The 18491-nt window shown below is 51.9% G+C and carries 17 protein-coding genes and 1 other annotated feature; all 17 genes read right to left on the reverse strand.

Going from position 1 to position 18491, the window contains the following annotated elements:
* Positions 1–44: 44 nt before the first annotated feature.
* The gene (gene ileS, locus EVJ30_RS00900; RefSeq protein WP_131440331.1) at positions 45–2771 is read right to left on the reverse strand and encodes an isoleucine--tRNA ligase; all 2727 of its coding nucleotides are present in this window, start codon (positions 2769–2771) and stop codon (positions 45–47) included.
* Positions 2772–2820: 49 nt separating this feature from the next.
* Positions 2821–3041, reverse strand: a binding site (T-box leader).
* Positions 3042–3043: 2 nt separating this feature from the next.
* The gene (locus EVJ30_RS00905; protein WP_016509011.1) at positions 3044–3589 is read right to left on the reverse strand and encodes a DivIVA domain-containing protein; all 546 of its coding nucleotides are present in this window, start codon (positions 3587–3589) and stop codon (positions 3044–3046) included.
* 18 nt (positions 3590–3607) lie between these two features.
* The gene (locus tag EVJ30_RS00910) at positions 3608–4378 is read right to left on the reverse strand and encodes a YlmH family RNA-binding protein (RefSeq protein ID WP_070327551.1); all 771 of its coding nucleotides are present in this window, start codon (positions 4376–4378) and stop codon (positions 3608–3610) included.
* Positions 4379–4651, reverse strand: a complete 273-nt coding sequence (locus EVJ30_RS00915) for a YggT family protein (protein ID WP_070327552.1) — start codon at positions 4649–4651, stop codon at positions 4379–4381.
* 4 nt (positions 4652–4655) lie between these two features.
* A complete protein-coding gene (locus EVJ30_RS00920; RefSeq protein ID WP_070327553.1) occupies positions 4656–5123 on the reverse strand; it encodes a cell division protein SepF in 468 nt (155 codons plus the stop codon).
* Positions 5124–5146: 23 nt separating this feature from the next.
* Positions 5147–5800: a YggS family pyridoxal phosphate-dependent enzyme gene (locus tag EVJ30_RS00925; protein ID WP_070327554.1), complete on the reverse strand. Its 654-nt coding sequence runs from the start codon at positions 5798–5800 to the stop codon at positions 5147–5149.
* On the reverse strand, positions 5797–6558 hold the full coding sequence (gene pgeF, locus EVJ30_RS00930) for a peptidoglycan editing factor PgeF (RefSeq protein ID WP_070327555.1): 762 nt from the start codon (positions 6556–6558) through the stop codon (positions 5797–5799). Before pgeF ends, EVJ30_RS00925 begins: the two co-directional genes overlap by 4 nt.
* A 53-nt stretch (positions 6559–6611) precedes the next feature.
* The gene (gene ftsZ, locus EVJ30_RS00935; protein WP_070327556.1) at positions 6612–7757 is read right to left on the reverse strand and encodes a cell division protein FtsZ; all 1146 of its coding nucleotides are present in this window, start codon (positions 7755–7757) and stop codon (positions 6612–6614) included.
* A gap of 47 nt (positions 7758–7804) precedes the next feature.
* Positions 7805–9067, reverse strand: coding sequence for a cell division protein FtsA (ftsA, locus tag EVJ30_RS00940; RefSeq protein WP_236633399.1), 1263 nt, complete (start codon positions 9065–9067; stop codon positions 7805–7807).
* 255 nt (positions 9068–9322) lie between these two features.
* Positions 9323–10093 carry a cell division protein FtsQ/DivIB gene (locus EVJ30_RS00945; protein WP_070327558.1) on the reverse strand — a complete coding sequence of 257 codons (771 nt, stop codon included), beginning with the start codon at positions 10091–10093 and terminating at the stop codon, positions 9323–9325.
* Positions 10094–10106: 13 nt separating this feature from the next.
* Entirely contained in the window at positions 10107–11183 is a 1077-nt protein-coding gene (murG, locus tag EVJ30_RS00950; protein WP_131456281.1) for an undecaprenyldiphospho-muramoylpentapeptide beta-N-acetylglucosaminyltransferase, read from the reverse strand.
* A complete protein-coding gene (gene murD, locus EVJ30_RS00955) occupies positions 11180–12517 on the reverse strand; it encodes a UDP-N-acetylmuramoyl-L-alanine--D-glutamate ligase (protein WP_236635957.1) in 1338 nt (445 codons plus the stop codon). Before murD ends, murG begins: the two co-directional genes overlap by 4 nt.
* Positions 12518–12532: 15 nt before the next feature.
* Entirely contained in the window at positions 12533–13492 is a 960-nt protein-coding gene (gene mraY, locus EVJ30_RS00960) for a phospho-N-acetylmuramoyl-pentapeptide-transferase (RefSeq protein WP_131456285.1), read from the reverse strand.
* Between the two features lie 21 nt (positions 13493–13513).
* Positions 13514–14818 carry a UDP-N-acetylmuramoyl-tripeptide--D-alanyl-D-alanine ligase gene (locus EVJ30_RS00965; RefSeq protein WP_201739051.1) on the reverse strand — a complete coding sequence of 435 codons (1305 nt, stop codon included), beginning with the start codon at positions 14816–14818 and terminating at the stop codon, positions 13514–13516.
* A gap of 58 nt (positions 14819–14876) precedes the next feature.
* Positions 14877–16985, reverse strand: a complete 2109-nt coding sequence (locus EVJ30_RS00970) for a penicillin-binding transpeptidase domain-containing protein (protein ID WP_236633991.1) — start codon at positions 16983–16985, stop codon at positions 14877–14879.
* 38 nt (positions 16986–17023) lie between these two features.
* The gene (gene ftsL / locus EVJ30_RS00975) at positions 17024–17386 is read right to left on the reverse strand and encodes a cell division protein FtsL (RefSeq protein WP_083273972.1); all 363 of its coding nucleotides are present in this window, start codon (positions 17384–17386) and stop codon (positions 17024–17026) included.
* Positions 17387–17409: 23 nt separating this feature from the next.
* A complete protein-coding gene (gene rsmH, locus EVJ30_RS00980; protein ID WP_070327564.1) occupies positions 17410–18342 on the reverse strand; it encodes a 16S rRNA (cytosine(1402)-N(4))-methyltransferase RsmH in 933 nt (310 codons plus the stop codon).
* Between the last annotated feature and the right edge of the window lie 149 nt (positions 18343–18491).

Raw genomic sequence — 18491 nt, forward strand, 5'->3', positions numbered from 1 at the left:
AGTCATAAGAAACCGGAGTGGACTGTGCGCCACTCCGGTCCGGCTCATGCGATGACTTCTGTACAGCGCGGGCAAAGTTCTGGATGATCTGCGTTCTGACCAAGTTCGGTCGAGTACGTCCAGCAACGGGCACAAGCGGCACCGTCTGCTTTCGCGACGCTGATCTTCGCCGTCGCGTAGTCGACGTCGGCCGTATCGACGTAGTCGAGTTGTGACACTTGCAGGAGTTGACGAACGTTATCGATCGTGTCGAGCAGCGCTTTCGTCTCACCCTTCGGCGCGACCTGAAGTTTCGCTTCGAGCGGTTTCCCGATCAACTTCTCGCCGCGGGCGATCTCGATCGCTTTCAAGACGTCGTCGCGGAACGTGAGGAATTTCGACCATTTCGCGAGTAATTCCGTCTCTGCTTCCGTGAGCGGCGCCACTTCTTCAAGGTCCGACAAGAAGACGCTATCCGCCGTCTTGGCCGGGATTTCTTGCCAGACTTCGTCCGCCGTATGCGGGAGGACCGGGGCAAGCAGTTTCGTCAACGTGATGACTGCATCATACATGACCGTCTGAACGGCACGACGACGCGCATCGTTTTCACGTTCGATGTAGAGGATGTCTTTCGTGAAGTCGAGATAGAACGACGACAACTCGTTGACACAGAAGTTGTGGCTCATGTGGTAAACAGCCATAAAGTCGAACGTATCGTACGCTTTGACGACTTTCGTCTGAAGTTGTTTCAGCTTCGTCGCCATGAAGCGGTCGGCTTCCGGCATATCTTCGAACGCGACGCGCATCGACGGATCGAACCCGTTCAAGTTACCGAGCAAGAAGCGTAACGTGTTACGGATCTTCCGGTATACTTCTGACACTTGTTTAAAGTTGTCATGCGAGGCGCGGACGTCTGACTGATAGTCGACAGACGCGACCCAAAGACGTACGATTTCAGCACCGTACTGTTTCACGAGGTCGTTCGGTGCAATCGTGTTGCCGAGCGATTTCGACATCTTCCGGCCGTCGCCGTCAAGGACGAAGCCGTGACTGAGGACGTTGCGATACGGTGCTTTGCCGGTCGTCGCGACTGCAGTCGACAGTGACGAGTTGAACCAACCACGGTATTGGTCCGAACCTTCTAGGTACAGGTCGGCCGGACGGCGCAAGTTGTCGCGCTGTTCGAGCACGCCTGCGTGTGACGAACCTGAATCGAACCAGACGTCCATGATGTCGACTTCTTTACGGAACTCGCCGTTTGGACTGTTCGGATGTGTGAAGCCGGATGGCAACAAGTCTTTCGCTTCGCGCTCGTACCAGACGTTTGATCCGTGCTCATGGAACAAGTTGGCGATATGGTCGATCGTTTCGTTCGTGATGATTTCCGTTCCGTCTTCTGCGTAGAAGATCGGGATCGGCACACCCCATGCCCGCTGACGGCTGATGACCCAGTCGCCACGGTCACGGACCATGTTGAACAGGCGCGTCATGCCCCATTCCGGTACCCAGTTCACTTCTTCGATCTCACGCAACATGTCGCTGCGGAAGTCTTTAATCGAAGCGAACCATTGCGGTGTTGCCCGGAAGATGACCGGCTTTTTCGTACGCCAGTCGTGCGGGTAAGAGTGCTTGATGAATTTGAGCTTCAACAAGTTGCCATTTGCTTCGAGCTTCATGCCGATCTCTTTGTTCGCATCTTCATAGAACAGTCCTTCAAAGCCTGGTGCTTCGTCCGTCATATACCCACGGTCGTCGACCGGGCACAACACGTCAAGTCCGTACGCTTGGCCGACACGGTAGTCGTCTTCCCCGTGGCCAGGTGCGATATGGACGCAGCCTGTCGCTTCAGCCGTGACGTGGTCGCCAAGGATGAGGAGTGACGTCCGGTCGTAAAGCGGGTGCTGTACCGTCATGTGTTCGAACTCGCGTCCGTTCCAAGATCCGCTCACTGAGTACTCATCCCAGCCAAGTGCTGTCGTCACTTCTTCGACGAGCGTCTCGGCAACGATATACCCTTTGCCATCATGCTCGATCCGTGTGTATGTCAGCTCATCGCTGACAGCGATCCCGAGGTTGGCCGGAATCGTCCACGGTGTCGTCGTCCAGATGACGAAATGGTCGGTCGTCCCGAGGACGCCTTTGCCATCGACGACTTGGAACGCCACATAGATGGCTGGTGATTTTTTGTCATAGTACTCGATTTCCGCCTCAGCGAGTGCCGATTCAGAAGACGGTGACCAATAGACCGGTTTTTTCCCTTTATAGATGTATCCTTTTTCAGCCATCGTGCCGAACAGGCGGATTTGCGCCGCTTCATATTCAGGCTGGAGCGTGATGTATGGATTGTCAAAGTCAGCGAGCAGTCCGAGACGCTTGAACTGTTCACGTTGTGAGTTCACTTGCTCCATCGCGTAAGCGGCACATTTTTCGCGGAACTCGGCGACAGTCATCTCTTTACGGTTGACGCCTGCTTTTTGAAGCGCGTTCTCGATCGGAAGACCGTGTGTGTCCCAACCTGGGATCATCGGTGATTGATAGCCGTTCAACGACTTGAAACGGACGATGATGTCTTTTAACACTTTGTTGAGTGCATGGCCCATATGGATGTCACCGTTTGCGTACGGAGGTCCGTCATGTAGAATGTATTGCGGCTTTCCTGCATTCTTTTCTTGAACGCGGTTGTATAAGTCCATCTGCTCCCAAGCCTCGTGCATTGCTGGCTCGCGCTTCGGCAAATTTCCACGCATCGCGAATTCTGTATCAGGCATCAATAATGTGTCTTTGTAGTTCATTGAAACTCCTCCTGCATCTTTTTTGAAAAACAAAAAAAACCCGCCCCTAAATAGGGACGAGTTCATCGACTCGCGGTACCACCCTACTAATCTCAAGTAGACCTTGAGACCGCTCTCGGTAACCGATAACGAGGTCAAGCGGTCACGCTTACTCAATTCAGCATGACACTCATAGGGGATACCAAATAAAGTCTTTCTCTTAGGCTTGCACCTTCCCTAAGTCGCTTCGTAGGTGTGACTTTATTGACGTGTCCTAATCAACGTATTGTTTATTATCCGTGATGTTTGTTTGGTGTGACTTCGTCGTCATTATACGCAAGTTCACTCGTATCGTCAAGAACCGTCTGGACAGGCGGCTCTCCGACAATCGTGTCCCATTCGGTACTATTTAGAAGTTCCATCTGTGCGTCGACGAGAACACGGAACCGGGTCCGGTACAGTTCGACTTTTTTCAACATTTGAATGACTTCACGCTCTGCCATCTGCTCTTTACGCGACGCTTCCTCTTCTCGGGCGAGCGCTTCGCGTTCAGCCTGCTTCAAGATGAGGCTGGCTTCTTTGGCCGCATTGGTCTTGACTTCTTCTGCCGCCTCTTGTGCGACGATAATCGATTTATTCAATGTGTCTTCCATCGAGGAGAAGTAGTCAATACGGGCTTGCATATCGTTGACGAGTTCTTCGTACCTTCTATTTTCACGAATCAATAGCTCAAACTCTTTAATGATTTGATCTAAAAATTCATTGACCTCATCGATATCGTACCCGCGAAAACGAGTCGAGAACTCTTTGTTATGAATATCAATCGGTGTCAACGCCATTCGACTTTCCTCCTAAATTCAACGTATGATGCCATACTGGATTTTTATTTTCTCACGCTTTGTCGAGCCGAGGATTGCCGTCAATTTGACACGACCGTAACCCCGGATTGAAACCAAATCGTCTGGTTCGAGTAAAAAACTCGCGTCCGTGATCGCTTTATGATTGACTTTGCAGTCACCATGTTTGACGAGCGCCTGTGCTTTCTGGCGCGACAGACCGAGCACCTCGCTCACGACCGCATCAAAGCGGAGTGAGGAGACGATGCCAAACTCGTCGCTCCATTTGACTTCTGGGACGGTCAAAATCGATGCGGCCGGCACATCAGACAACCGCACCCGGGCTTTGCCGACGCGATCCACGTTCATTTCGATGAATCCAGCCGCATCAGCCGTCGTCGCGAACTGAGCGATCCCGTCAGCGAGGACAACGTCGCCAAACTTTTGCCGCTTCAGGCCCGCGTTAAGAAGCGTGCCTGTCACTTGGCGGTGGGTCAAGTCGACAAACTTCGTCGGATAATCGATTTGAAGAATCTTGACTTCAAAGTCGTTCACGTCGAGCTCATAGTAGTCGGGCGTCAATAAAAGCCGTTTCCGCTCAGCTCCAGGGAAACCGCCGTCCTCGTAGATGGCGAGCCGTTTGCCAACGAGTTGCCTGACGATTTGTTGCTCACGTGGGTCTAAAAAATCCGTCAATTTAAACAAGTAGTTGTCCTCGACTTGTCGCACCCAGTCGAGCACTTGCTCGACAAACGGGCGTTCATTCGGTCGATAATGATCGAAGACGCTCATTTACAGACCGAAAATCGCTCGCACTCCTGCTTGCGCCATACGAAGCACGAACAGGGCGACGATTGGAGAAATGTCGAGCATACCGCCGATTGGCGGGATGATCCGACGGAACGGGTTAAGAAACGGCTCACACAAGTATGTCAAAATTTGTCCGAATTTTGATTCTCTCGCATTCGGGAACCACGATAATAAAATATAGGCAATCAAGACCCAACTATAATATCCAAGAAGCGTAACAATCGTATTGCCTAATGCAGGGATCGCATTTTCCATTCATTTACCACCCTTTACTGTTTAGTTCGTCCTCCGAAATCAAATTCGAAATCGATCCAGTCAATTCGATATTGTTCGGAGCACATAGAATCGTGTTATGTCCAATCGACGTCATCGTTCCTTCTAGGGCGTAAACGACACCCGACAAGAAGTTTACAACTTGACGAGACTGCTCTTTCGACATGCGCTGAAGGTTGACGATGACGGCACGATTTTCTTTCAACTGGTCGCCAATATCTTGTGCCTCGGCAAAGACGCGCGGTTCAGCAAGAACGACTTTCGAACGTTCTTTCTTCTTCGTGTTTAGCGCGACGAGGTTGTTCGATGGTTTCGGACGCTCCTCGGTTTTGACGAGCGCATCAGTCGTCGGTTGAGTGTTCGTCTCTGCGACAGCATACTCTTCCCCTTCATACGCGTGATTCGGATCTTCCTCAAGTCCAAAGAAGTCTTTCATTTTGTTTTTGATTGACATAACGGATTCCTCCTTAGAATATATTATTGCACAAGTACGGTCCCAATACGAACAAACGATGCGCCTTCTTCGATTGCCAACTCGTAGTCGTTAGACATACCCATCGACAATTCGTTGCATGGTGCATGTTCGAAGCGATTTGCCGCGACGCGGTCGCGCAATTCGCGTAAAGCACGGAATGTTTCACGGATCACACCTTCATCTTCTGTGAACGGAGCCATCGTCATCAGTCCGATGACCCGAATATGGCGATACTGTCTACAGTTCTCGATGAACGGGATGACTTCCTCTTTTTCAAGCCCATGTTTTGACGTCTCGCCCGATACGTTCACTTGGACGAAACAATCGATGACACGGTCGGACCGTTTGTCAATCTCTTCGGCGAGCGATAATCGGTCGAGCGAATGGATTGCGGCAACATGATCGATGACTTGTCTCACTTTGCGCGTCTGTAGACTGCCGATAAAATGGAACTTGGCGTCCGACGGCATCGCATTGACTTTCTCGAGCAAGCCTTCCGGACGGTTCTCACCGAAATCACGGACACCTTCTGCGTAAAGCGCGTTCGCGACGTCGACACCGACCGACTTCGTGACCGCGATGAGCGTCACCGCTGTTTCCGATTGAAGGTTCTCAATATTCTGTCTCACTTGTTTGACGTTATCAGCTATGCTCACAATTTCTTCTCCTTGACGAGGACGGCGGCAAATCGACGCTTGGCGTCTCCGTTCCGATACGAGAAAAAGTCTCGATCGGAAGCGGTCGACAAGTTCGACTGCGTGACGTCCATGTTTCTTTCGACAGCGAGTGTCTCATTGACTCGTTGCAATGACAGATTCGCATGACGTTCTGATTCGTTATACACCGAGGCCGCATATGCTTCGGGCGAGACGGCATTGACGGCATCGAGGACACGGCGGTCGACTTCATAATGCTCGGCCGTGATGGCCGGTCCGACGTACATCTCGATGTCGTGTTCCGGAACCCCGAGCCGAGCGAATGCGTCCGCCATCGAAGACACGATGTTTCCGACCGTCCCTTTCCATCCGGCATGAGCCATGCCGATGATTCCGTGATCTTTCGCACAAAAGAACAACGGGACGCAATCGGCGAACACGAGAGCGAGTGGCAAATCGGTAGCGGTCGTGACGAGTCCGTCAGTCGCTTGAATCGCCTCATCGTATCGGTAGGCGCCTTTGCCCTTGTCCGCTTCGTCGACGGTCGCGACACGCGTCCCGTGCACTTGATCGGCCCAAACCGAATCGATAAGCGACAAGTTTGCTTCGGTGAAGAAACGTTCCCGGTTGGCAATGACTTGTTCCGCGTCATCGCCGACGTGCAGACCGACATTGCCTTCATTGTGTCCATCCGTCCGCGTCGTCACATAAGCCAGATAGCGATACGCCTCGGTTTCCCATGTATGTATGAGTTGCATACCAGTCTCCTTTTTTAGAAAAAGGGGGTGCCGAGAACGGCACCCCCTGTTGTTTAGTTACGGCGTTGTCTTACGAACGCTGGGATGTTGATCGTCTCGTCTGGGACGTCCCCACCATAGACTGGTCTATGGAAGTTCCCTTCTTCTTGTTGAGCAGGTTCAGTCGGTTTCGGTTGAACTTCTTTGTTCGCCTCAGGCTCCGCTTGTTTCTTCGGTTGCTGAAGGAACGGGTTCGTGCCTTGTGACTCTTCCGCAAACTCAGTCGCGATGACAGTGACGATGATCTCCTCGTTCAAGTTTTCGTTGATGACCGAACCAAAGATCAAGTTCACTTCTTCATCAGCGGCGCTTTGAACGATTTGAGCAGCCTCTGTTACTTCATACAAGCTGAGGCTGAGTCCACCTGTAATGTTCATCAAGACACCTTTCGCGCCTTCGATCGAAGACTCGAGCAGTGGAGATGAGATCGCCTTTTTCGCTGCTTCGATGGCACGGTTTTCACCAGTCGCCACACCGACACCCATGAGCGCCGATCCTTTTTCCGTCATGATCGTTTTCACGTCGGCGAAGTCAAGGTTGATCAAACCAGGGATGGCGATCAAGTCTGTGATCCCTTGGACACCTTGGCGAAGCACGTTATCCGCTTCGCGGAACGCTTCGATCATCGGCGTGTTCCGCTCGACGATTTCAAGCAACTTGTCGTTCGGGATGACGATGAGTGTATCGACTTTTTCTTTGAATGCTTGGATTCCGTGTTGCGCATGCTGCATCCGTTTGCGTCCTTCGAACATGAACGGTTTCGTGACGACACCGACTGTGAGCGCTCCGATTTCTTTTGAAATCTCAGCGATGACTGGTGCAGCGCCCGTACCTGTTCCCCCACCCATACCGGCAGTGACGAAGACCATATCGGCACCGTCAAGTGCTTCGATCAATTGCTCACGGCTTTCTTCAGCCGCTTTCTTACCGATGTCCGGGTTCGCACCGGCACCAAGGCCGCGTGTCAATTTAGCGCCAAGCTGAAGCTTGACGTCCGCTTTCGACATATTGAGTGCTTGTGCGTCTGTATTGACCGCGATGAACTCGACACCTTGCACTCCGTGCTCGATCATTCGGTTGACGGCGTTTGAACCACCACCACCGACTCCAATTACTTTAATTTTTGCTACGGCGTCAATCGCCTCATCAAAGTACATCATTTCAGGTATCCCCCTACGTAATTTCCAATTGTTAACACATCATCAGCTTACACGCCAAATAATTTTTCCATTAAACGCCCGAATCCATTTTTAGATTCGCGCTCTGTTGTTTCAGGCTCGTCATCACGATCGATGTCGCGTTCTGTCCCGCCAGTTGGTGTCGGAACAGTCACGCGCTCGTCTGGCTTCTCAAGTTGCGACTTCGAGACATGATGGTCGCTCATGAGCACATACTTGAGAACACCGACAGCCGTCGCGTATTTCGGATGTCTGACACCAATCGACGAAGGTTGGTAGAGTCTTGTCTTTTGACCCATGACGCGCGTCGCCAATTCCTGGATGCCAGGCAAGGCAGCCGCTCCGCCACAGAGGAGATAACCTCCGCTGAGCGGTGGAACACCTACCTTTTGCACTCTATTCAACACGAGTGTGAACATTTCCTCTATTCGCGCCTCTAAAACGTAACTAATTTCTGTTTGTGGCTCGAATGCCACTTCCCCATTAATATTCGTAAATGAGAATCCTTCAGAAGCGTCCGCCATTTCTTCGAGCGCGAGTCCGTATTCTTCTTTCGCCACTTTTGCGTCTTGGTACTTACAGTTGAGTTTATATACCAAGTCTCGCGTCATGTGGTCCCCGCCGACTGGGAGGATATACGAGTAGACGAGATCACCGCGATAAAATACAGAGACAGTCGTCTTTTCGTGTCCGATGTCGACGAGGCCGATCCCAAGGTCGATTTCATCGACGGAAGCAGCACTCATTCCGAGCGCCAAGTTACCGAGTACAAATCCTTCTAGCGTAAGGCCTGCCCGTTCAATCGAACGACGGATGCTATGTAGGACCGTTTTTGAACCCGTCACCATTTTTCCGTGCATCTCTAACCGGTAGCCGAGCATACCACGGGGATCGACGACCCCTGTCTGTTGGTCGACTGTGAACGACGTCGGGATGACATCGATGACGCTCATCTCATCCGGCAAACGCATCACTTGCGCCGAATTGATGACTTCGATGACGTCGACGTCCGTGATTTCTTGGTCTTCTCGTTTCACCGATGCGATCCCATGACACGGGGCAATTTGGATATGTTCCCCTTCGATGGCAACATATACCGAACGAACTTGATCACCGAGCGCCGCTTCGGCATGTTCGACGGCTTGCTTAATGGCTTGAACCGTTTTATCGATGTCGACGACGGCGCCACGTTTTACTCCTGCAGACGGGGCGCACCCCTCCGCCAAAATGTTAAGCGTTCCTCCGAGCAATTCGCCCACGACGAGCTTAATTTCTGACGTTCCTATATCCAATGCGGCAACATAACCGTTCGCTTCCAAAAGGGAAACACCTCCGCGCTTAAATTTCTGTTTCTGAATTTCCGTTACATTGTTACAGATATCCAAAAATATTGATAGGTCCGGCAAGATATCTCACGTCTAAGTTTACAACAAATAACATAGTGAGAAAAGGTAGAATCCTACAAATTAAGCGGTTTTGGGGTGTCAATTCGATTACAAACCATAAAAAAACAGTCCTTACGTGTCTAAGGACTGTAAAAAATCAGATTATTCTTTCGTTTTTTCGTAAGGGACGAAATAAAAGCCTCCATCCATGACGACGGTTCCGCGTTGACCTTTTGGGATGTTTTCAAAGATATCCCCGTATTTTGAGACGGTTTGGCTCAGTTTGAACGTCGGTGTAAGCAACGTGTTTCCATCGTTCATATAAATCTCATACCGGACTGGTTCATCCTTTTTTTTCGAAAAGACGATTTCAGACATCCGGGCCCGCATCGCGTCATCGACTTGCTCGAGTTCACTTGCCACTTTCTCGAGCTCGGCGACGTCCGTGAACTCACGTAAGAGCGGACCATCCTGCAACTTCTCCGGATCATCGATTTGTCCGGTCGGGTGAAGTGATCCGTCTGCGAGCACGACGACTTCTTCTGAGTCGTTTCGCGAGTAGGCGATCATCTTCTCTTCCTCGACGTCCACGGTGACGATGTTATACCAAGACCGATCGACTTTGACGTCCCGCACTCCCGGGAGTGCGCGAATCGTCTGCTCGATGTCGTTCGGAGAGATGCGAACAATCTTTGAAGACGTGTCGAGATCCGTTCCCTCAAGGACGTAAGCTTCAGTCAACCAGTCGAGTCCGGACACATTCACTGCCTTCACGTCAGAAACCGACGTCTGCATATAGACGACGAGTGCGATGAGCACGGCAAACAAGAGTAGAATCGTCGCCAAGCGTCGATTCGCTTTTTTGCGCCGTTGGTCCTTCATATACGGAATGCGATCTTCCAAACTGCGAACGGTATTCTGACGCGTCTCCATTAACTTCTCTCCTTTATCGGCTTACTTCTTCAACAAGATCGGCGAGTGATTCCGCGGCATGCGGGAATCCTAATCGCTTCGACGCTGCGGCCATCTCGTCATGGTGATTCAAGACGTGACGGATCGACGCGACGAGCGTCGCGCCTGTCAACGCTTGCTCTTTAATCAGCTCAGCGGCACCGCTCTCGACGAGCGCCGACGCATTTTTCGTCTGATGATCCGCTGTCACGTAAGGGCTCGGGATTAAAATGCTCGGCAAACCGAGCGCAGTCAATTCCGAGATTGTCGAAGCACCGGCCCGTGAGACGACGAGACTCGCACAGGCGAGGAGTTCTGGCATATCGTAGACGTAGGGCAAGATTTGGACGTTATCTGAGCTCGGCGCTTTGGCGACGACATCGTCAAAATGCACTTTTCCGGTCACATATAAGACGTTCACAGGTTCAGTCGCGAGTTCCGGGATCGCCTCGATGACCGCTCGATTGATCGCTTCCGCCCCACGGCTGCCGCCATAGATGAGAACAATCGGTCGTTCGTCAATCCCGTACTCGGTGCGCAGTTTCATCTCGTCCGCCGTTGTCTTCAAGACCTCACTACCCCGTGGATTCCCGATGACTTGCACGTTCGCCCCTGGGAAATGTTGTTCAGAACCGGCGAACGACAGCGCGACACGATCCGCTTTTTTAGACAAAAACTTATTCGTCAGTCCCGGGATGCTGTTTTGTTCATGCAAAATCGTCGGAATACCGAGCAGTTGTGCGGTGAAGACGACAGGCCCGGACACGAAACCGCCCGTTCCGATGACGACGTCAGGTCGGAACGCTTTCATGTCTTTTCGCAATGCGAGAACCGATTGGACGAACCGATAACCCGTCTTGACGTTCTCAATCGAAAGCGACCGTTTCAAGCCACTGATTCGAATCGATTTGAACGGGATCCCCGCTCGCGGTACGAGATCGGCTTCAAGCCCGTTCTCGGTCCCGATATAGAGCACCTCTAAATCGGTATGCCGCTCTTTCAACGTATCGAGCAGGGCGAGCGCCGGATAGATGTGACCACCCGTCCCTCCACCAGAAATGATGACTCTCATCGGTTTGCCTCCTCATATGCGTTCACGAGCTTGACGAAATGTTCGCCTCGTTCTTCAAACGTCTTATATTGATCCCAGCTCGCACAGGCCGGCGACAGCAAGATCACGTCGCCTGCAACGGACTGTTCAAACGCGAGCGGCACCGCCTCGTCGAGCGTGGCGACGGCTTGCGCCGGAATATTTTCTGATTCACTTAACGTTTTGAACCGTTCAGCCGTCTCGCCGTAAGCGATGACAGCTTTCACCCGTTTCATCGCCGGAACGAGTGATGTCAGGTCGGCTCCACGTTCGAGCCCGCCGCATAACCAAACGATCGGTGATTCGAAACCAGTGAGCGCCGCTTCGGCAGCGACGTTGTTCGTCGCTTTTGAATCGTTGTAGACGCGACGGCCAAGCACACGGCCGAGGCTCTCCGTCCGATGGGCGACGCCGCCGAACGTGCGCAAGACGTGCTCGATATGATCAGTCGGGATGTCAAACGGCTCGATCAACAAGAGCGCGGCCAATACGTTCTCGACGTTATGGGCGCCTCCAAGCGCAAGTTCTGACACCGGCATGATCCGTGCGCCATGCAAAGTGATCCATCCTGAATCGACATGCGCGTCACCGGCTTCATAGCCAAACGTTTGGGCTGAAAGTCCAGTCGGCACTCGCTTCATGACTTCTCGATCCTCACCTTTGACGACGACCCGGTCTGAAGGCGTCATGTTTTGGAACAGATTCGCTTTCGCGTCAGCGTATGATTCAAAGTCACCGTGATAGTCAAGATGGGCTTCTGACAAGTTGAGCAGTGCTGCCGAGCGGGGATGGAACGCTTCCACTCCCATCAGCTGAAAACTCGATAGTTCGATCACGATCAGGTCGCCCGGTGCGGCTTGCGTCGCGACTTCGATGGCCGGAAACCCGATGTTCCCCGCCACGTGGACAGGACGTTCGCCACCTTTTAACAGCTCATGAACGAGCGTCGTCGTCGTCGTTTTACCGTTCGACCCGGTAATGGCGACAAAATCTGCCTCTGTTGCCAAATAAGCGAGCTCGACTTCCGTATAAATCGGGATGTGACGCGCAATCGCTTCTTCTAGTAACGGGATCTGATAAGGGATACCCGGATTCTTGACGATCAGTTCAGCTTTGTCTAACAGTTCAAGCGGATGCGAGCCGAAGACAGTTTTTACGTTTAGCGCTTCAATCTTTGCCTGCTCTGCTTCTGTTGGCTCACTGCCCGTATTGATCACTACGTCTGCGCCGACCGCCTTTAAATAGGCGGCAGCTGCGATACCGCTCCGAGCCGCCCCGAGTACGAGGACTCGCTTACCATTCCACTGTTGATTCATGTCTTCCACCATCCATTACATGAGAAGTAACGACAATACTGCCGTGATCAAGCTAATTCCACTGAACGTCAATACGATGCGCCATTCTGACCAGCCGACCATCTCGAAATGGTGGTGGATCGGACTCATCTTAAAGATCCGTTTCCCCGTCGTTTTAAACGAGATGACCTGCAAGATGACACTGAGCGTCTCGATGACAAAAATAATGCCGACGAAGACGAGCAATAATTCAAGTTTCAACATGAGGGCGAGACCAGCGACCGCTCCGCCTAAAGCGAGCGAACCCGTGTCACCCATGAAAATTTTCGCCGGGTATTTGTTAAAGACGAGGAACCCAAAGAGTGCTCCGACCGTACTAAACGCAAACCAGGCGATGCCGACTTCGTCTTGCCCTAACGCATAAATTCCAAAGAACGCAAACGTCGGGATGGCCGAGAACGAAACGAGACCGTCCAAACCGTCCGTCAAGTTGACGGCGTTCGAGAAGCCGACGAGCCAGAAGATGACGATGGCGATGTAGAACCAGCCCGTGTCAAACGCGATCGATGTGAACGGAATGCTGATTGTTGTGTCGAGCCCGCCGCCAAGCGATAAGAACCAAACGAACAACACCGAGACAATGATTTGGCCAATCAACTTTTGGAGCGATGTCAATCCAAGGTTGCGTTTGTTGACGACTTTAATGTAGTCGTCGAGGAATCCGATGATCCCGAACGCGAGCGTGACGAACAAGAGCGTCCCGAATCCGGCGACCGCTTCTCCAAACACGATCGAAACGAGAAAACCGACAAGAAGTGCGAGCAGGATGACGATCCCGCCCATCGTCGGTGTCCCTGATTTCTTTTGGTGCCAATCCGGACCCTCGTCCCGGATCTCTTGACCAAACTTTAAGTTACGAAGCGCCGGGATGGCCCGCGGCATGACGACCAATACGGTCAATAATGAGCTGATTAAGACGATTAAACTGATTAACATATTCGTACCTCACTACTCTATTTATTGGACTAAACGCTCAAGCGCAAGTCCTCGCGATGCTTTTAACAATATCACAGTCTGTGGCCGTTGATAACTGCTGAGGAGTGCTTTCGCTTCCTCTACCGTTGGGACCATCGTCACATTCACGCGCGGGTCACTGATCCCTTGTGCGATCCATTTCGCTTTGTCGCCGATCAGCACGCAATCGGTCACAGGCGCCGTGATGACGCGGCCGACACTCTCGTGCTGGGCCTGTTCATCTGTCCCGAGCTCGTACATATCCCCGAGGACGAGGACACGACGGCTAAAGCCTTCTAACGTTTTCACCGTCTCGATGGCGGCAATCATCGATGTCGGGCTCGCATTGTAGGCGTCATTGATCAAATGCGCGTCACCGAACATTTGCTTCTCCATCCGCATCGATGTCAATTGAACCCGATTCAGACCGCGTTGGATCGTCTCGTGATCAAGACCTAATTTGAGTCCGCACGCAATCGCATATGCCGCATTCCGGATTTGGTGGGCTCCGAGCACTTTTAACTCATAAAACTCGTGATTATAGCGGAAAATCGAGGCGTCAAACGTCGCTTCGACGACTTCAAGTTTCCCATCTGCCGTCGCGTCGTAACCGACTCGGTAACCTTCGTTGGCCAAAAGCGGCTCGTCGGCATCGACGATGAGCACCCCGTCCGGTTTGAGCCCGGCTTTAATCTCAAGTTTCGCTTTAGCGATCCCTGAGCGACCGCCGACTTGTTCGCCGTGCGACTCGCCGATGTTCGTCACGAACGCGACGTCAGGCTTGGTAAGCTTCGATAACAACTCGATTTGCCCAAATCCGTTCATCCCCATCTCGAGCACCGCGACTTCCGTATCACGAGGCATTCGCAGTACGGTCAGCGGCAGACCGACGTCCGAGTTGAAGTTTCCAGCCGTCTTGTGCGTTTTGAACTTTTCCCCGAGAACGACGGCAACCATGTCTTTCGTCGACGTCTTGCCGTTTGAACCGGTGATCGCGACCACGAACGGATCGATTTCAGCCAAGTATCGTGCCGCCGCTTCTTGCAGCGCCTTTAGCGGTGACTCGACCGGAATCGCCACAACCCCTTCCGGCAGCGGACGCCCCTGCTCCCAAAACGTCACGATTGCGCCTTTTTGGACGGCCGCATCGATGAAGTCGTGGCCATCGACGCGAGCCCCGATGATCGGCACGAACAATCCGTCCTCATTACCGTCCCTCGAGTCGGTCGCGACATGACGGACCTCACGTGTGTCGTCCGTCTCCATCCCAAACCAAGAAGCAAGTGTTTGTATCGTTAACTGTTCCATCCTTATTTCCTCCTGTGACAAAGGAAAAGAGAGCCGAGGCCCTCTTCATCCCTATGCGTTAGTTCGACGGTGATTGGAGCCTCACTTTGAGTGTCGCCCCGTTCTTGACCGGCTTGCCTTTCCCGATTGACTGGGAAGTGACAAAACCCGTTCCGTCTATTTCTAAATTCAATTGATAGAGCGTCGCCAATCGTTTCGCATCACGAAGCGACCAGCCTGATAGGTTCGGCATCGTGAACGAGTCCTCCGTCTTCAACAGGAGGCGCTCCCCGACGACGTACGATTGCCCTTCGACCGGGCTTTGAGCGACGACATCGTCCCCGCTACCGAGTAAGATCGGTTCGAACGAAGCGGCTTTCGCCTGCTTGACCGCCTCATCACGACCAAGCTCGACGTATGTTTCCGTCGTCTTCGTCGACGCATCGATTGTTTTTGTTTGTTTTTCCGGTTCGACGCTTCGATAGCGCAACGCCACGTCCATGACATCCTTGAACAGCGGCGCCATGATGCGCGGACCCGTCGTCGACGAGTCGCCGTTCGGTCGGTCGACCGCAATATACATGACGAGTTCCGGATCATCTTTCGGTGCCATTCCGACGAACGAGTGGATGTACTGACCGCTCAAGTACTTCCCATTTTCGGCAATTTGAGCCGTCCCGGTTTTTCCGATGACGCGATAATTATCGAGCGCATACAGTTGACCGGTTCCGAGATCACTATTGACGACACCGTCGAGTGCTTCGCGTGTCAGCTTGGCCGTTTCTTCCGTGACCGGTTGACCGACAGTTTTCGGATTGGTCGTCCGAATCGTCTCGCCCGTTTCACGGTTGACGACTTTTTTAATCACGTACGGTTGTTTCATCGTCCCATCGGTCGCAATCGCGGAAGTCGCTTGTAGGATTTGCATCGGTGTCATCGCCGTCGATTGTCCCCATGCTGTGATCAACACGTTCATCGGGCTATCGAAGTCGTATTGACTGTTCACTTCTCCCGGCAAATCGACGCCTGTTCGTTGGTCGAACTTGAACGCCTTGAAGTAATCTTCGTATCGGCCGAGTCCGAGTCGTTCATTCGCTAAAATCGAGAAGGCGACGTTCGAAGAGTGCCAGACGCCTTCCACCATAGGAATCGTACCCCATCCAGTGACGTTATAATCATTGAACACCGTCTTGCCATACTTGTAAGACCCGGATTTATACAGCTCGTTCGGGTTGTAAACACCTTCATTGATCGCTGCGGCGAGTGTGAAGATTTTCATCGTCGAACCCGGCTCAAAGCGAGATGAGACAGAGAAGTTGCTGTAAGACGTGATCTCACGGGTATTCGGATCAAAAGACGGACGATCGGACAAGGCGATGATCTCACCAGTCTTTGGATCCATGATAATCGCCGTCGCATTTTTCGGTTTATATTCTTTATACAGTTCATCCATTTTCGTATCAAGCAGTTGTTGGATGCGATGATCGAGCGTCAACTGGACGTCCGCCCCGTCTTCCGGGTCGATTTTTAGTTGTTCATCGCTCGACACGAGCTGTCGGCCTGCTAAATCTTTCTCGAAACGATATAAACCGTACGATTCACTCAGCACGTCATTGAGCGATTTTTCGATTCCAAGTTCTCCGACGAGTTCGATGCGCCCATTTTGATCAATCTTTTGGGCGTAGCCGACGACGGATGAAGCAAAGACTTTATTCGGGTAATAGCGTTTCGGTTCTTCCACGAACGTGATGCCCGGAATCTCAAACGCATCGATCGCTTCTTTTTGTTCGACCGTCAAATCCCGGCCCGGTACCCCGAACTCAATTTGACCGCGATCGACATTTTGTTCGAGCCGTTTCAAAATATCGGCTTCGGTCATCGGGATGACCGTCGCAAGCTCTTTAGACGCGTCCTTGAACTCGTCAGGCAAGAGCGTCTTGTTTTCGACCCGCTCTCCCCCTAACTTCAAGACCGCGACAATCCGGTAGGACGGGATATTGATCGCAATCGGTTGCCCGAACCGATCAAAAATCTCTCCACGCTCCGCCTTAAGTGTACTGACAGCCTTCCAGCGCTCTTCTTCAGCGAAAGCGAGCATGTTCTCCCCTTTGTACGTCTGAAAGACGGACAAGTAGAGGAACCAGCCAACAAAAAATAAAAAGAGTGGTGTGAAGCAAACGATCGCCACCCACGCCACTCTTTTTTTACTCTGTTGTAGAGAATTCATCAGTCGATCACCAAAACATTCTTTTCATTGAACTGCATGCCGAGCTTGTCAGCAATCGCATAAATTCTCTCAGGTGAGCTTAGTTGGGCAATCTCATACTTCAGTTCTTCATTCTCTTTCGAGATCGTGTTCATCTCTTGGTTGATGACAGCCGTATCTCGCATAATATTGTACGCTTCGTTATGTTTCGACACCGTGATGCCACCGAACAAGACGACCGAGAAAATCATCGTCGGGTACAGGATGGATTCGAACAAGGTCAACGTACGTCGTTTCGGAGCTGGTATTGGTCGTTCTTGCGGAATCGGATTTCGATTCGGTGAAATTTGAGGCTGCAGAGCCTTGCGGGCAGCTTCTGGCATCAGGTATCCCTCCTACGTACAATCTATTTTTGTTTTTCAGCGATCCGAAGTTTGGCCGACCGGGCCCGGCGGTTGTCTTCAAGTTCGTTATCTCCGGCAGTGATCGGCTTGCGTGTGATCAGCTTCAATTCCGGTTCGAACTCTTCTGGGATAATCGGCAATCCTTTTGGCAACTGTGGATACTGGCTCTTCTCTTTGAAAACCTGCTTACAGATGCGGTCTTCAAGTGAATGGAACGTGATCACACAAATCCGTCCACCGATGGCGAGCATGTCAATCGCGTCTTGGACGGCACGATCGAACACGTTCAATTCGTCGTTCACAGCGATGCGGATCGCTTGGAACGTCCGTTTCGCCGGATGGCCGCCTTTGCGTCGCGCCGGCGCCGGAATTGCGTCTTTAATCAATTCGACGAGTTCGAACGTCGTCTCAATCGGCTTGACGGCACGGGCTTGTTCGATTTTACGCGCAATCTGTTTCGAGAACTTCTCTTCCCCGTATGTAAAGAAAATGCGGGCGAGGTCCCCGAACGGCCATTCGTTGACGACGTGATACGCCGAAAAATCTCGTGACCGGTCCATTCGCATATCGAGCGGAGCATCAAAATTATAGCTAAAGCCGCGTTCTGCCTCATCTAACTGTGGTGAAGAGACACCGAGGTCAAATAATACTCCATCGACTTGTGTCACACCTCGTGCCGCTAACTCATCTTTCAAATGGACGAAGTTGCTCTTTATAAACGTAACCCGGTCCTCATATGGAGCCAAACGCTCAGCGGCGTGCGTGAGTGCGACATCGTCCTGGTCGAAGGCGTAAAGATGGCCCGTCGTCAGGCGTTTCACAATCTCTTCGCTATGACCGGCTCCCCCTAACGTACAATCGACGTAAATTCCGTCCGGTTTGATGTTCAGTCCATCAACAGACTCCATTTTTAAAACCGTTTCATGCTCAAACATACAAAAACCCTCTCAACCTACATTTTTCAACTAGTTTATTACATTTACTTTATCATAAAAATGTCAAGCTACGCATTGGTTTTTAGCGAAAATAGGAAACAAAAAGGTAACAAACAAAAAATGGTTCTCCAAACAAGTGGAGAACCTCG

Origin of the sequence: Exiguobacterium sp. SH5S13 (genome assembly GCF_004337085.1) — a bacterium.
GTDB classification, from domain to species: domain Bacteria; phylum Bacillota; class Bacilli; order Exiguobacteriales; family Exiguobacteriaceae; genus Exiguobacterium; species Exiguobacterium aurantiacum_A.

Coding starts and splice junctions, on each gene's coding strand:
- ileS (WP_131440331.1), bottom strand. CDS start 2,771: ATGAACTACAAAGACACATTATTGATGCCTGATACAGAATTCGCGATG.
- EVJ30_RS00905 (WP_016509011.1), bottom strand. CDS start 3,589: ATGGCGTTGACACCGATTGATATTCATAACAAAGAGTTCTCGACTCGT.
- EVJ30_RS00910 (WP_070327551.1), bottom strand. CDS start 4,378: ATGAGCGTCTTCGATCATTATCGACCGAATGAACGCCCGTTTGTCGAG.
- EVJ30_RS00915 (WP_070327552.1), bottom strand. CDS start 4,651: ATGGAAAATGCGATCCCTGCATTAGGCAATACGATTGTTACGCTTCTT.
- EVJ30_RS00920 (WP_070327553.1), bottom strand. CDS start 5,123: ATGTCAATCAAAAACAAAATGAAAGACTTCTTTGGACTTGAGGAAGAT.
- pgeF (WP_070327555.1), bottom strand. CDS start 6,558: ATGCAACTCATACATACATGGGAAACCGAGGCGTATCGCTATCTGGCT.
- ftsZ (WP_070327556.1), bottom strand. CDS start 7,757: ATGATGTACTTTGATGAGGCGATTGACGCCGTAGCAAAAATTAAAGTA.
- EVJ30_RS00945 (WP_070327558.1), bottom strand. CDS start 10,093: ATGGAGACGCGTCAGAATACCGTTCGCAGTTTGGAAGATCGCATTCCG.
- murG (WP_131456281.1), bottom strand. CDS start 11,183: ATGAGAGTCATCATTTCTGGTGGAGGGACGGGTGGTCACATCTATCCG.
- murD (WP_236635957.1), bottom strand. CDS start 12,517: ATGAATCAACAGTGGAATGGTAAGCGAGTCCTCGTACTCGGGGCGGCT.
- mraY (WP_131456285.1), bottom strand. CDS start 13,492: ATGTTAATCAGTTTAATCGTCTTAATCAGCTCATTATTGACCGTATTG.
- EVJ30_RS00965 (WP_201739051.1), bottom strand. CDS start 14,818: ATGGAACAGTTAACGATACAAACACTTGCTTCTTGGTTTGGGATGGAG.
- ftsL (WP_083273972.1), bottom strand. CDS start 17,386: ATGCCAGAAGCTGCCCGCAAGGCTCTGCAGCCTCAAATTTCACCGAAT.
- rsmH (WP_070327564.1), bottom strand. CDS start 18,342: ATGTTTGAGCATGAAACGGTTTTAAAAATGGAGTCTGTTGATGGACTG.